The 12,491-nt window shown below is 71.8% G+C and carries 11 protein-coding genes and 1 tRNA gene; 5 read left to right on the top strand and 7 right to left on the bottom strand.

From position 1 onward, the window contains the following. The 3 genes from ACFJGV_RS04975 to ACFJGV_RS04965 form a co-directional block, all read right to left on the bottom strand. Positions 1–699 (bottom strand): anti-sigma factor family protein, encoded by a 699-nt coding sequence (locus tag ACFJGV_RS04975; protein ID WP_378147294.1) that lies wholly within the window; start codon positions 697–699, stop codon positions 1–3. Continuing rightward, positions 696–1,202, bottom strand: coding sequence for a sigma-70 family RNA polymerase sigma factor (locus tag ACFJGV_RS04970; protein WP_378147292.1), 507 nt, complete (start codon positions 1,200–1,202; stop codon positions 696–698). Before ACFJGV_RS04970 ends, ACFJGV_RS04975 begins: the two co-directional genes overlap by 4 nt. A 75-nt stretch (positions 1,203–1,277) precedes the next feature. Then, positions 1,278–2,990 (bottom strand): class I adenylate-forming enzyme family protein, encoded by a 1,713-nt coding sequence (locus ACFJGV_RS04965; RefSeq protein WP_378147291.1) that lies wholly within the window; start codon positions 2,988–2,990, stop codon positions 1,278–1,280. A gap of 135 nt (positions 2,991–3,125) precedes the next feature. On the opposite strand from ACFJGV_RS04965, the gene ACFJGV_RS04960 reads away from it, so the two are divergent. Then, the gene (locus ACFJGV_RS04960) at positions 3,126–4,586 is read left to right on the top strand and encodes a phytoene desaturase family protein (protein ID WP_378147289.1); all 1,461 of its coding nucleotides are present in this window, start codon (positions 3,126–3,128) and stop codon (positions 4,584–4,586) included. A gap of 42 nt (positions 4,587–4,628) precedes the next feature. Here the strand turns inward: ACFJGV_RS04960 and ACFJGV_RS04955 are convergent, their stop codons facing one another. Next, positions 4,629–5,264 (bottom strand): MBL fold metallo-hydrolase, encoded by a 636-nt coding sequence (locus tag ACFJGV_RS04955; RefSeq protein ID WP_378147288.1) that lies wholly within the window; start codon positions 5,262–5,264, stop codon positions 4,629–4,631. A 78-nt stretch (positions 5,265–5,342) separates the two neighbouring features. Here ACFJGV_RS04955 and ACFJGV_RS04950 point away from each other — a divergent pair, with 78 nt between their 5' ends. The 3 genes from ACFJGV_RS04950 (at position 5,343) to ACFJGV_RS04940 (ending at position 6,711) form a co-directional block, all read left to right on the top strand. After that, positions 5,343–6,251, top strand: a complete 909-nt coding sequence (locus ACFJGV_RS04950) for a diacylglycerol/lipid kinase family protein (RefSeq protein WP_378147287.1) — start codon at positions 5,343–5,345, stop codon at positions 6,249–6,251. A 62-nt stretch (positions 6,252–6,313) separates the two neighbouring features. Next, positions 6,314–6,386: transfer RNA gene (locus ACFJGV_RS04945), tRNA-Glu, on the top strand. Between the two features lie 142 nt (positions 6,387–6,528). Continuing rightward, entirely contained in the window at positions 6,529–6,711 is a 183-nt protein-coding gene (locus ACFJGV_RS04940; protein WP_378147286.1) for a hypothetical protein, read from the top strand. 372 nt (positions 6,712–7,083) lie between these two features. Here ACFJGV_RS04940 and ACFJGV_RS04935 read toward each other — a convergent pair whose 3' ends face one another. The 3 genes from ACFJGV_RS04935 to ACFJGV_RS04925 form a co-directional block, all read right to left on the bottom strand. Next, positions 7,084–9,114: a glycosyltransferase family 2 protein gene (locus ACFJGV_RS04935; RefSeq protein WP_378147284.1), complete on the bottom strand. Its 2,031-nt coding sequence runs from the start codon at positions 9,112–9,114 to the stop codon at positions 7,084–7,086. A gap of 101 nt (positions 9,115–9,215) precedes the next feature. Then, the gene (locus ACFJGV_RS04930) at positions 9,216–9,710 is read right to left on the bottom strand and encodes an FBP domain-containing protein (protein ID WP_378147282.1); all 495 of its coding nucleotides are present in this window, start codon (positions 9,708–9,710) and stop codon (positions 9,216–9,218) included. An 81-nt stretch (positions 9,711–9,791) separates the two neighbouring features. Next, positions 9,792–11,603, bottom strand: coding sequence for a glycoside hydrolase family 15 protein (locus tag ACFJGV_RS04925; RefSeq protein WP_378147280.1), 1,812 nt, complete (start codon positions 11,601–11,603; stop codon positions 9,792–9,794). Between the two features lie 104 nt (positions 11,604–11,707). Here ACFJGV_RS04925 and ACFJGV_RS04920 point away from each other — a divergent pair, with 104 nt between their 5' ends. Continuing rightward, on the top strand, positions 11,708–12,451 hold the full coding sequence (locus ACFJGV_RS04920; protein ID WP_378147278.1) for a M23 family metallopeptidase: 744 nt from the start codon (positions 11,708–11,710) through the stop codon (positions 12,449–12,451). Positions 12,452–12,491 lie beyond the last annotated feature (40 nt).

Below are 12,491 nucleotides of genomic sequence, written 5' to 3'. Positions count from 1 at the left end.
TCAGGCGCCCAGATCGGCCTGTGCGAGCGCCTGATCGCTGTCCGGGAACCGGATCTCCACGGAGCGGATCCGGTCGACCGGGATGCTCGTCGAGGCCGTGAGGTTGCCCGTCTTCGCCCCCGCCGCGGTCCAGGTGGCGACGACGGTGTCGCGGCCGTCGACGTCGGTCACGACGAGGTCGTAGTCGGCGCTCAGACCCTGGTCGGCCCAGTCGCCGTAGCTGCAGTTCCAGTCGAACCTCGTGCCCCACGACTTCGCGGTCACCGCGATCCGTGCCTCCACCGAGTCGGGCACCGTCGACTCCATCGCGTACGTCGTCGCGCCTGGCTCCCACGAGATCGTGGGCGCCAGCAGGATGCCGCCGCCCACGCCGAGGGCGGCGAGAGCGAGGCCCGCCGCGGCGGCGCCTGCGACCACACGCCGGCGCAGCCTGCGGCGGCGGACTCTCATCGACGTGGCGAGCGATCGCACGAGCGACGCCGGCGCCTCCTCGTGGGCCTCCGGCTCCTCGTCGGCCGACAGGGCGACCGCCTCCTCGGGCGTCACGGCACCGAGGATGCCGGGGATGCCCGCCAGCTCCGCGAGCCGGCTCCGGCACTCGGCGCACGTCTCCAGATGCCGCTCGTACTCTCGGCGCTCCTCGGGCGCGAGCGCTCCGAGCACGTATGCGGCGTCCCACTCGCGATAGTCGTCGGTCATCGGGTCACCCCCCTCTCCTGCAGCGCGAGCCGCAGCGCTCGCAGTGCGTAGTGCATCCTGGACCGCACGGTGCCCTCCGGGATGCCCTCGCTCTCAGCGATCTCGGCCACCGACCGGCCGAGGTAGTACGACGAGACCACGATGGTGCGATGCTCGGGGCTCAGCGACGAGAGCGCATCCGACACCAGCCAGCGGTCGAGCACCGCATCCGTGTGGTCGCGGGTGGGCGACTCGGGCAGCTCGGCGGTGCTGAACTCGTGCGAGCGCCGCGCGCTGCGGCTCTCGTCGATCACGATGTTGCGGGCGACCGTGAACAGCCAGGCACGTGCCGCCTCGTCACCCTGCTCGAGGATCGCGGGCTTCCGCCAGGCGCGGAGCAGCGCCTCCTGCACGACGTCCTGCGCCTGCACCGGGTCGCGGGTCAGGCGCGTGACGAAGCGCAGCAATGCCGCGCCGTGAGCGTCGTGCACCGCGCGCATGAGCTCGGCCTGCTCGTCGGTCATGGTCGTCCTCCACCCGGTACGACGAGACAGCGCCCCACCGCGTTCAGATCCCGGCCGTGAGTTCGCTGGGCGGCGCTACGGCGTGACGAACAGGCCGGACTCGGCATCGCCCGGCGCCCGGTCCTTCATGAGGAAGTGCTGCTTCTTCCCGGTCGCCGTGTAGGGCAGGTCGTCGACGAAGGCGTACCGTCGCGGGCGCTTGAAGCGTGCCAGGACGTCGCCGTCGAGGAGGAAGCGGTCGAGCTCGGTCGCCGCCGCGGCGACGTCGTCGAGCGCGCCGGGCCGTCGCCGGACGTAGGCCACGACCTGCTGGCCCCACTCCGGATGCGGCAGTCCGACGACGATCGAGTCGGCGACCCCCGGATGCCCGGACAGCGCCTCCTCGACCTGGACGGGGTGCACGTTCTCGCCGCCCGAGATGATCATGTCGTCCTTGCGGCCGATGATGGTCACGATCTCGTCCGCATCCCAGGTGGCCAGGTCGCCCGGGTACACCCAGCCGTCGCGGAACTTCCTCGCCTGCTCCTCGGGGTTGTGCATGTACGCGTACCCGCTCTTCACGCTGCGCATGATCACCTCGCCGACCTCCACGCCGTCCTTGGCGACCACGTCGGTCGGATCCGCGAAGCGGTCGTCGCCGTAGACCTTCACCACGGCGACGTCGTCGTCGAGGCAGGCGCGTCCGGCGGCGCCCGCCGCATCCGGCAGGTCGTCGGGCCGCAGGTACGTGTTCCAGAACGCCTCGGTCGTGCCGTACCCGTTCGCGATGCGCTTGGTGAGCGTCGCCTGGTAGCGGAGGGCCGCGGCCCGCTCGAGCGGGGCACCCATGGTGACGATCCCCGAGAGCGACGTCAGGTCGCGCGGCCGGGCCTCCTGCGCATCCGCCAGCCGCTCGAGGTTCGTGGGGGCGCCGATCACGTAGGTGAGGCGGTGGCGCTCGACCAGGTCGAGCACGAGGTCGGGGTCGAACTGAGGGAGCGTGACGACCTCCGACCCCACGTAGAACGCGGTGTTCGGGCCGGCGCAGTAGTTGCCGCCGCGGTGGAACCAGGGCGACATGTTCATGGTCCGGTCGACGGGGGAGAGGGGGAAGTGCATGATCACGTCGTGCGCGGTGAGCACCTCGTTGAGGCTCGTCAGCGGTACCGACTTGGGCATGCCCGTCGTGCCGGAGGTGTACAGGCGGCTCGTCTCATCCCACACGGTGGCGCCCTCGGGGGCGCGGAAGCTCGGCGCGCCCTCGACGAGCAGGTCGGCGAACGGGATGGCGCCGGGCAGCAGCTCACCCTCGCCGACGGCGACCAGCGCGGCCGGAGAGTGCCCCGAGAGCGCGAGCGCCTTCGACACGTCGTCGGCCAGCGCCGACTCGTAGACGAAGACGACGGGCTTCGACTCGGTGAGGATGTGCGCGGTCTCGGTCGGCGAGAGACGGAAGTTCATCGGCGAGGAGACGGCCCGCAGCCCCTGCGCGGCGACGTAGAGGAAGGCGAACTCGGGCCGGTTGAGCAGCTGATATCCCACGATGTCGCCCACACCGACGCCGTGGCGCCGGAGCCCCTCGACCAGGGCGCCGGTCACCTCGCCGAGCTGTCGGTAGGTCCACGAGTCACCGGTCGTGGAGTCGGTGACCGCGGTGCGATCCGCGTAGCGGTGAGTGTTGCGCTCCACCGCGGATGCGTAGGTGAACGCGGTCTCGAAGACCCGCCGGAATGCGCTCGGGTCGTAGTCGGAGTTGGGGTCGGGGACGGTGATGCCGGCCCCCGTGGCATCGGTGTCGCTCTGTGACATGCAGTCATTATGCTCGCCCGCTGTCGCGCGATCGGCCCTCCCGGGGTTGGCTCGACCCATGGCGTACGACATCGGGACCAGGATCGCGGCCTACCGGGTGACCGGGGAGCCCGGCGTCGTGGTTAGCCTGGGAGCATGAGCACGGACGCGGTCGACGCCGTCGTGGTGGGCAGCGGGCCGAACGGTCTCGCCGCCGCCGTCACGATGGCCAGGGCGGGCCTGTCCGTCGTGGTGTACGAGGCGGGGGCGGCCCCCGGCGGCGGCGCGCGGACCGCCGAGCTGACGCTGCCCGACCACTTCCACGACGTGTGCTCTGCCGTGCACCCGATGGCCTGGGCGTCGCCGTTCTTCCGCGAGTTCGGGCTCTCGAGCCGCATCGACCTCGTCACGCCCGAGCTGTCGTACGCCCACGTCTTCGACGGCGGGGTGGCGGCGCATGCCTGGCACGACATCGAGCGCACCGCCGACGGCCTCGGCCGCGACGCCGACGCGTGGGCGCGCCTGTTCAGCCCCATCCTCCGTGAGCTCGCGCAGGTGCTCGACTTCACCTCCAACCCCGTGCTTCGGATGCCGGCGCATCCGATCGCCACCGCGCAGTTCGGCCTGCGCGCTCTCGCGACCTCTCTCGGCACGAGCGGCGGCTTCCGCACGCAGCGCGCGGCCGGGCTCCTCGCCGGCGTCAGCGCGCACGCGATCGCCCCCATCTCGTCCCTGGGCGCCCGTGCCGCGGGACTGCTGCTGGCCGCTCTCGCACACGGTCCCGGCGGCTGGCCCATCCCGATCGGCGGATCGCGCACCATCGTCGATGCGCTGGTGGCCGATCTCCTGGCGCACGGCGGCCGGCTGGTCACCGAGCACCGGGTCGACGACCTCCGCTCGCTGCCCACGGCTCACGCGGTGCTCCTCGACGTCACGCCGCGGGCCCTCGCCTCGATCGCGGGAGACCTCCTGCCGCCGAGGTACCAGGCGATGCTCCGCCGCTTCAAGTACGGCGACGCCGCCTCGAAGGTCGACTTCGTGCTCGACGGCCCCATCCCGTGGCGCGATCCCGACCTCGCCCGAGCGGGCACGCTGCACCTCGGCGGGACAGCGGCGCAGCTGCAGGCCTCCGAGAAGGAGGTCGCGGCGGGCCGCCATCCCGAGCATCCGTATGTGCTGGTCTCGCAGCCGAGTGTGTTCGACCCGGGCCGGGCGCCCGACGAGCACCAGACCGTCTGGACGTACACGCACGTGCCCCGCGGATCGGGGCGCGACATGACGGAGGCCGTCGCCGACCGGATCGAGGACGCCGCGCCCGGCTTCCGAGACCGCATCATCGCCTCCTCCGCGATCTCTGCGGCTTCGCTCCAGCTGTACAACGCGAACTACGTCGGCGGCGACATCGCGTCGGGAGCGAGCTCGTTCACGCAGCTGGTGAAGCGACCGCGACTGTCGCCCGATCCGTACCGGACGCCGCTCGACGGCGTGTACCTGTGCTCGTCGAGCACGGCGCCCGGTCCGGGCGTGCACGGGATGTCGGGGTGGAACGCCGCGCGCGCGGCGCTCCGTGACGTGTTCGGCTCCGAGCCGCCGTCGCTGTTTCCCGTCCTGAGCTGAACCCGCGCGGACCCGGCCTGAGCTGCTCGTGCTCCTCTCGGGCTAGATGTCGAGGGTGTCGCCGGGCTCGAGCGCGACGTACTCGCCACCGACCTGCTCGGTCGCCCAGCGAAGGCGATCGTGCCCCATCTGCTTGCCCGCGACCGACAGCACCATCTCGTGCGTGGCGAAGGCCCGCTTGGGCTTGATCGAGAGCACGTAGTCGATCGCCTCCGAGATCTTCAGCCACGGCGCTCCGACGGGCACCGCGAGCAGGTCGACCTGCTGCGCGGGGTCGGCGAACGAGTCGCCGGGGTAGAACAGCGACTCGTTCACGATCACGCCGACGTTGTCGACCACGGGGATGGACGTGTGGATCACGGCGTGCCGGCCGCCGAAGAACTGCAGCGAGAACGGCGCGGCGTCGACGACCTCGCCCGGACGCACCTCGACGACAGGGAAGTCGCCGGCCGCGGCCACGACGCCCGCCGGTCCGTAGATCGTGACGTCGGGGGAGGCGTCGACGATCCGCTTGAGCTGATCCGGGGTCCAGTGGTCGGGATGCTCGTGGGTGATCACGACGGCGACCGTGTTCGCCGCCTCGGTGATCGGTGTCGTGAAGACGCCCGGGTCGATGAACAGGCGGCGGCCGTTCTGCTCGAGCTGGAGTGCGGCGTGTTCGAACTTCGTGAGTCTCATCGCGAATCAGCAAACACCCCCGGGCTCCGTCCGCGCAACGGCACGGGCGGACGCCCGGGTATGGGAGGATCAGGCCCCATGGGTTCCCCAGCGAAGCGGATCGTCGTCGCGATCAACCCGAACGCCTCCTTCGGCCGGACCCGGCACGTCGGTCCCACGGTCGTCACGGCGCTCAAGGCGGGCGGCCACGACGTCGTGCCGCTCAGCGCCCCCGACTTCGACGGGCTCGTCCGCGTCGCCCGCGACGCCCTTCGCCTGCAGACCGACGCCTTCGTCGTCGTCGGCGGCGACGGCATGGTGAACCTCGGCGTCGATCTCGTGGGCGGCACCGACGTGCCGCTCGGGATCATCCCCGCGGGCACGGGCAACGACTTCGCGAGCGGCCTCGGTCTCCCCTCCGACACGGAGGCGGCCCTGGCCGTCCTCCTCGAGCACCTCTCGAGCCCCGACGGGGTGCGCCGGGTGGATGCCGCCGTGGTGTCCGGGCTCGACGGCCCCGATCGCTGGTTCGCCGGTGCGCTCTCGGCGGGTTTCGACGCGCGCGTCAACGAGCGCGCGAACGCGATGCGCCGCCCGAAGGGCGCGTCGCGGTATGTGATCGCCCTGGTGGCCGAGCTCGTGCGGCTGCGGGCCCGCCGCTACCGGCTCACGATCGACGGCGAGCCGTGGGAGGTCGACTCCGTGCTGCTGGCGGTGGCCAACAACGGGCGCATCGGGGGAGGGATGCGCATCGCGCCCGACGCGTCGCTCGACGACGGCCTGCTCGACGTCTTCGTCGTGGCCCCGGTCGGCCGCGGCCGCTTCATGCGTCTCTTCCCGAAGGTGTTCTCCGGAACCCACGCCGGGCTCGACGTCGTCGAGTTCCGCCGCGGGCGGGTCATCACCCTCGACGCGGAGGGCATCACGGCCTTCGCCGACGGCGAGCCGTTCGGCCCGTTGCCGCTCACGGTGACACTCCACCCGGGTGCGTTGAGGGTGCTCGCGTGATGCGCATCCGCCGATTTGAACTCGCCCCCGGAACCTGCCTATAATCGTCAGGTTGCAAAAACGGCCCCATCGTTTAGCGGCCTAGGACGTCGCCCTCTCACGGCGGTAACGCGGGTTCAAATCCCGCTGGGGTCACAACACGGCGAAGCCCCCGGATCACACGATCCGGGGGCTTTCCTCGTTCCGGGGCGGGTTCGCGTCTCGACGGGCGCGGGATCGGGGCCCTGGCGATCCGGAGCCGCCCGGGTAGGGTCGGGGGCACGACGAAGGGAAGAGCATGACGAACCCGAACGAGTTCCCCGACTACGCCGGCTACCCCGACGGCGAGGGCATCGTGGGCAACGGCCCCACCACCGACGCGCCCCCTTCGGGCGTCGACCCCACCGTGGCCGACGAGCCGGAGCCCACGGGCGCCGACACCCCCACCGACGAGGATGACATCGCCGTCAATGACGGCTGACGCCGCGGCCCGCGCTCCGCGCCCGGGGTGGATCTGACAGCCGTGGTGGGCTGACGGCCCGCGAGGCCACCACGGGTGTCAGATCCACCGCACCTGGCCGCGCCCTGCTCGGAGCGGACCCGACCTCCCCGCATCCCTCACCCATCCGGCGCGGTGCACATCTGACGGTCGTGGTGGCCTGATGCCCCGCGGGGCCGCCACGAGTGTCAGATCCGTCACGCCTGGGCCCATCTGGGTGGGAGCCACTTCCCGCACCCGCGACCCATCCGGCGCGGTGCGGATCTGACGGTTGTGGTGGGCTGACGCCCCGCGAGGCCACCACGAGTGTCACATCCGACACCCCGCGCGCATCGGCGCGGAGCGGGGCACGCGTCAGCGCCGGCCCGGCAGCGCGCGGTCGTGCTCCGCGCGGAGGGCCGAGGAGGCCTGGTGCTCGACCAGGCGCGGGACGTACGAGCGGATGCGGTGGCCCGCCAGGGCGGCATGCTCTGCCTCGACGAGTTGTCGCACGCGCTCCGCGTCGACATCCGGATGGCGGGCCCGCAGCCGCTCGACGACCGCCGCGATGGCCTCCCACTCGTCCTCTCCGCCGCGGTCGGTGTACATCGCTCGCGGGCCGACGCGGTCGTCCGCGCGCGCCGCCGACTCCGGCACCCCGGAGAAGCGCAGCGGGCGCGGGATCGAACGGGCGCGGATGATCCGGCCGACCTCCCACGGCTGGTCCGCCGGGTCCTGCAGCGTCGCCGCGTCGACGACGTAGGCCGCGTCCGCGCTCGCCTCCTCGCCCGTGAGCACCAGGGTCGCGACCCCGTCGTCGAACAGCGCCTGCATGCTCGGCAGGTAGCGCAACGGGAGCTGCGGTTCGGGCCCGGCGCTCCATGCGTGCACCACGCCCACGCGCCGGCCGAAGCGCACCTCCTGCCGGATGCGCTGGGCGAACCGATCGAAGGAGCGTGTGTCGCCGATCCGCTCGACCATGTCGACCACGAAGAGCACGTCGAGGTGCGACGCAGGGGCGAGCGGCACGATCTCGGTGATCGCGCTGCTCACGATGTCGCCGGGAGCGGGGAACGGGCGGGCGGCCGACGTCCGCTCGCTGCGCGGATCGGCCGTGCCCGCCGCGATCGAGCGGTGCCACGAGAGGTAGGCGCTGCCGTAGGCGATGCGCGACGGACTCAGCCAGCGCGGCCCGATCTCTTCCCCGGTGAGCGAGGCCGACCGCCACCGCTGCAGCGTGAGAGGGACTCCGGGGAGCAGGATGTCGGACGCGCGCCCGAACACGGTGGCGATGCGGAGGCGGAACTCGGTGTCGGCGCCCTTGCGGACGGCGTCGAACGACCCGACCCGCTCGGCGATGAGCCGTCGGCGGAACATCAGCGATGGCTCGCACAGACGCACGAGGTAGCCACGAGGCTGGGTGAACGACAGCTCATCGGTGATCCGCAGCGCGTGCGTGGAGTTCGACGGCACGTCGGGATTCGCGAGCAGGTGCCGGACCTGCGTCTCGATCCGGCGCGGATGCATCCAGTCGTCGGAGTCGTGGGTGGTCACGAACTCGCCCCTCGCGGAGCGCAGGGCGAGGTTGCGGCAGGTGTACGTGCCCGCGTTGGTCGAGCGATGGAGGATGCGGATGCGCGGGTCGAGCCGACCGATCGTGGCGAGGGTGCGCTTGAAGTCGGCGGGCGACCCGTCGTCGACGATGATCAGCTCGAGCCGCCGCCAGGTCTGCGCGAGCACGGATGCGACCGCCGTGAGCACTTCGTCGCCCGGCCGGTGGCAGGTCATCACGACCGACACCAGCGGATCATCAGAGTCCGACACGGCGGGCAGCTCAGGGGAGCGCAGTCGGTCGAAGGGATGACCGGCTCCGCGGGCGCTTCCGTCCTCTCCAAGCTCCGGGGCCTCGAAGCCCGCCTCGGTGAAGACGCTCGAGAAGGCGCGCCGCCAGCTCCCGGCGTCGGCTCCGCCGGGCCGGGTCCAGGGGTTCACGACGTCCGCCGCGATCTGCCGGAGCTCCTCGACGGGCACGCCGTGGAGGAGCTTCAGCATGCCCGCCGCGTCGTCGTGGTGCCCGGAGCCGAGCAGGGCGGCGATCATCGCCAGCTGCGCCTCGGGATCGAGCAGCACCACGTCAGCGCGGTCGACGGAGGCACGGAAGAGGAGCGCCGCGGCCGTGTGGTCGCGGTCGTCGCGGGCCTGACGCTCGACGCTCTCCGCCAGGGCGACGCCGGTCGTGCGGTCGAGCGGGACCGGTCCGCGAGCGAGGGCCTCGAGGAGCGGGACGTAGTCGAAGCGCTCTCGGGATGCGCGGCGGGCCAGTTCGTCACGGACGACGGCGGTGTTCGACCACTGCGCCGTCCGCGCGAGCTCACGGCTCGAACTGCTGCGCCAGCGTGCGCCCACCGGTCTCCCTCCACGCGCCGCGAGGGCGCATTCACGCGCCGTGAGGGCGCATCCGCGTCAGGGTAGGTCGACCGGGTGAACCGGCGGTGAACCGCGGTGGTTCAGGAGGCGCGGAGCACGTCGTCGGTGAACGAGCGGAGTCGATGGGTGAGGCCCTCGGCGCGCATCGCGACCATGGCCTGCGGGTCGGGGTTCACCTCCGAGCGCGGCGGCACCAGACGGATGAGGTGCGAGCATGACAGGTCGGAGCAGATGTACTGCCCGATCGTCGACCCGTCGACGCCCGCCTGACCGGCGCGCGGCGCGGTGAACAGGGTGACCTGGCCGCCCGGCAGCGGGGACCGGCAGAAGGAGCACATGGCGGCGATCCCGGGCCGCATCCGGGCGCCGGCCGCCTTGAGCACGATGCCGACCGGCTCGCCGTCGCGCCAGTAGACGATGTACCCGCGGTGGATGGCGTGGGCGTCGCGCCATCCGAGGAACTCGCGCTCCTCCCACAGGATCTCGTGCAGACCGGGGAGGGTCATCCTGGAGAGGTCGAAGGCCTCCTCGTTCGCGAACGAGGAGCGGATCTGCGACTCGGTGAGTGGCTGCATCCCTTCGATGCTAACCCCGTCCCCGCGGGGGTGGCGCTCCGGCGCTGCCCGCTGAGTGCGCTCAGGCGCAGCCGGATGCGTTCAGGCGCCGGGCGCGAGATGCCCGCCGCTCGCCGTGGGCCGGGTGCCCGTCGCCGTGGCGATCGCGTCGGCCGCCCGCACCAGCGCGAGGTGCGAGAACGCCTGCGGGAAGTTGCCCGCCTGGCGCTTCCCCGCCACGTCGTACTCCTCCGAGAGCAGGCCCAGGTCGTTCGAGAGCCCGACCAGCCGATCCATCAGCACCCGCGCATCGTCGAGCCTGCCGGAGTGCGCATACTGCTGCACCAGCCAGAACGAGCAGGCGAGGAAGGGGTTCTCGTCGCCGGGGAGACCGTCGACGCCGCTCCCGGTGCGGTAGCGCATGACGAGGCCGTCGCGCAGCAGATCCTGCTCGATCGCGGCGACCGTGCCCAGCATCCGCGGGTCGTCGGGGGCGATGAACCCGATCTGGCCGAGGAGGAGGAGCGAGGCGTCGACCTCCTTCGTGTCGTAGTGCTGCACGAACGTGTTGCGCTCGGCGTCGTAGCCGCGGGTGAGCACCTCGTCGCGGATCTCGTCGCGCAGCTTCTCCCAGCGCTCGACCGGCCCGTCGAGACCGTAGACGCGCACCGCCTCCACGGCGCAGGCGAACGCCGCCCACACCATCACCCGCGAGTGCGTGAAGTGCTGGGCCGGCCCTCGGATCTCCCAGATGCCGTTGTCGGGACGGTCCCACACGGTCTCGAGGTAGCCCATCAGCGCCCGCTGCAGCGGCCAGCTGTACTCGTCCTCCTCGACGCCGATGATGCGCGCGGCGCGGAGGGCGACCATGAGCTCGCCGAAGATGTCGCTCTGGTACTGGTCCGAAGCGGCGTTCCCGATGCGGACGGGAGAGGAGCCCTGGTAGCCGGGCAGGCTGTCGAGCTCGTACTCCTGGAGGCGGCGCTCTCCCGCGAGGCCGTACATGATCTGGATGTCGGACGGATCGCCCGCGACCGCGCGCAGCAGCCAGCGGCGCCAGTGCTGCGCCTCCTCGCCGTAGCCGTGGAGCATGAGCGCCGCGAGCGTCAGCGACGCGTCGCGGATCCAGACGTAGCGGTAGTCCCAGTTGCGCGGGCCGCCGAACTGCTCGGGCAGGCTCGTGGTGGGAGCGGCGACGATCCCACCCGTCTCGGCGTGGGTGAGGGCGCGTAGCACGAGGAGCGACCGCCGAACGTGCTCGCGGTACGGGGTCTCGAACTCGCCCACCCAGGTGCGCCACCAGTGGAGGGTGTCCTCGAGGCGCTTGTCGACGTCGATGGCGTCGGGCGTGTGCTTGTGCGAGGGGAACCAGGTGATGACGCTGTCGACCTGCTCGCCCTCCGAGACGTCGAAGACGGCCTCGTGGCGGTGGTCGCGAGGGGTGAGAGCGGGTCCGCGGACGATCAGCGCATCGGGGCCGGCGGTCGCGATCAGCGCGTTGCCGCCGTGCTTCGGGGACTGGCGCACCCAGGGCAGGGCGCTCGCGTAGTCGAAGCGCATCCGCAGCTCGGAGCGCATCCGCACCGTGCCCTTGATGCCGCGCACCCGGCGGATCACGTCGGGGAGCGAGCCACCGTACGGCATGAGGTCGACCACCTCGACCTCGCCGGTCGGCGTCTGCCAGCGGGTGAGGAGCACGAAGGTGTCGTCGAGGTACGTGCGGCTGGTGCTCACGATCTCGCCGTCGGGGGCGAGGAGCCAGCGGCCGTGGTTCGGCTCGCCGAGCAGGGCGCCGAACACCGAGGCGCTGTCGAAGCGGGGGAGGCACAGCCAGTCGATGCTGCCGTCCTTGCCCACGAGGGCCGCCGTGTGGCTGTCGCCGATGATCGCGTAGTCCTCGATGGGGAGTGCCATGGGTCCGATTCTGGCAGCGCGGATGCTGCTGCGGCGCCATCTCGGCGAGCGCGTTCCCGACGCCCGCGGTTGTGCTCGACGGGGCGCCCCCGCAGAATGGGTCGGTGAAGTACGGAGGGCCGGTCCTCGGCGTGATCGCCATGACGTTCGTGTTCGGCGTCGCGATCGCCACCTCCGTCCCCGCCGCCTCGCTGTCGGCTCCCGGTGGGTTCGACGCGGTCCAGTACGCGGTCGAGCGCGGGGCAGACCAGTCGTACGACGCCGAGGGGCTCGCGGTCCCCGAGGTCGACCGCGACGGCTACGCCGTGCAGACCCCGACCCCGACGCCCACTCCGAAGCCCGTGTCGAGCGCGGGGTCGAGCGGGGCATCCGGAGCCGATCTCGGCGGCTACGGCGGGGCCCAGTGCGCCGCCGGCGCAGCCGAGGCGACACCGGCCACGACCTTCTCGTGGCCGTATCCCAACGGCGAGTCGCACGTCGGCGATCCGTTCGGCTGGCGGGCCGAGGGATTCCACAAGGGCGTCGACATGCTCGCGCCCTCCGGCACGCCCGTGCACTCGATCGCCGACGGCGTGGTCATCGCGCTCTCCGCCGGCAACAGCGGCACCGGCGGCCTCTACGTCTCGATCGCCCACAGCGTCGACGGGCAGCCGCTCTGCAGCATGTACATGCACTTCCTCGAGGGCTCCATCCTGGTGGGCCTCGGCGACCACGTCACCGCTGGTCAGGTCATCGCCGCCACGGGGGAGACGGGGAATGCCACGGCCTTCCATACGCACTTCGAGCTCTACGGCGCAGATGGGCTCAGGTTCGATCCCATGCCCTGGATGCAGGCCCACGCGGGCTGAGACGCCGCGCGTGCTACTCGCGGTTCATCTCACGGTTCGA

Origin of the sequence: Cnuibacter sp. UC19_7 (genome assembly GCF_042699995.1) — a bacterium.
Lineage (GTDB): Bacteria > Actinomycetota > Actinomycetes > Actinomycetales > Microbacteriaceae > Cnuibacter.
The sequence above is the reverse complement of the archived record's forward strand: the minus strand, read 5'-3'. Positions and strand labels throughout refer to the sequence as shown.

What these genes read in the sequence shown, in the direction of transcription:
- ACFJGV_RS04975 (WP_378147294.1), bottom strand. Translation starts at nt 699, where the DNA reads ATGACCGACGACTATCGCGAGTGGGACGCCGCATACGTGCTCGGAGCG.
- ACFJGV_RS04940 (WP_378147286.1), top strand. Translation starts at nt 6,529, where the DNA reads ATGACGAACCCGAACGAGTTCCCCGACTACGCCGGCTACCCCGACGGC.
- ACFJGV_RS04950 (WP_378147287.1), top strand. Translation starts at nt 5,343, where the DNA reads ATGGGTTCCCCAGCGAAGCGGATCGTCGTCGCGATCAACCCGAACGCC.
- ACFJGV_RS04970 (WP_378147292.1), bottom strand. Translation starts at nt 1,202, where the DNA reads ATGACCGACGAGCAGGCCGAGCTCATGCGCGCGGTGCACGACGCTCAC.
- ACFJGV_RS04965 (WP_378147291.1), bottom strand. Translation starts at nt 2,990, where the DNA reads ATGTCACAGAGCGACACCGATGCCACGGGGGCCGGCATCACCGTCCCC.
- ACFJGV_RS04955 (WP_378147288.1), bottom strand. Translation starts at nt 5,264, where the DNA reads ATGAGACTCACGAAGTTCGAACACGCCGCACTCCAGCTCGAGCAGAAC.
- ACFJGV_RS04925 (WP_378147280.1), bottom strand. Translation starts at nt 11,603, where the DNA reads ATGGCACTCCCCATCGAGGACTACGCGATCATCGGCGACAGCCACACG.
- ACFJGV_RS04960 (WP_378147289.1), top strand. Translation starts at nt 3,126, where the DNA reads ATGAGCACGGACGCGGTCGACGCCGTCGTGGTGGGCAGCGGGCCGAAC.
- ACFJGV_RS04930 (WP_378147282.1), bottom strand. Translation starts at nt 9,710, where the DNA reads ATGCAGCCACTCACCGAGTCGCAGATCCGCTCCTCGTTCGCGAACGAG.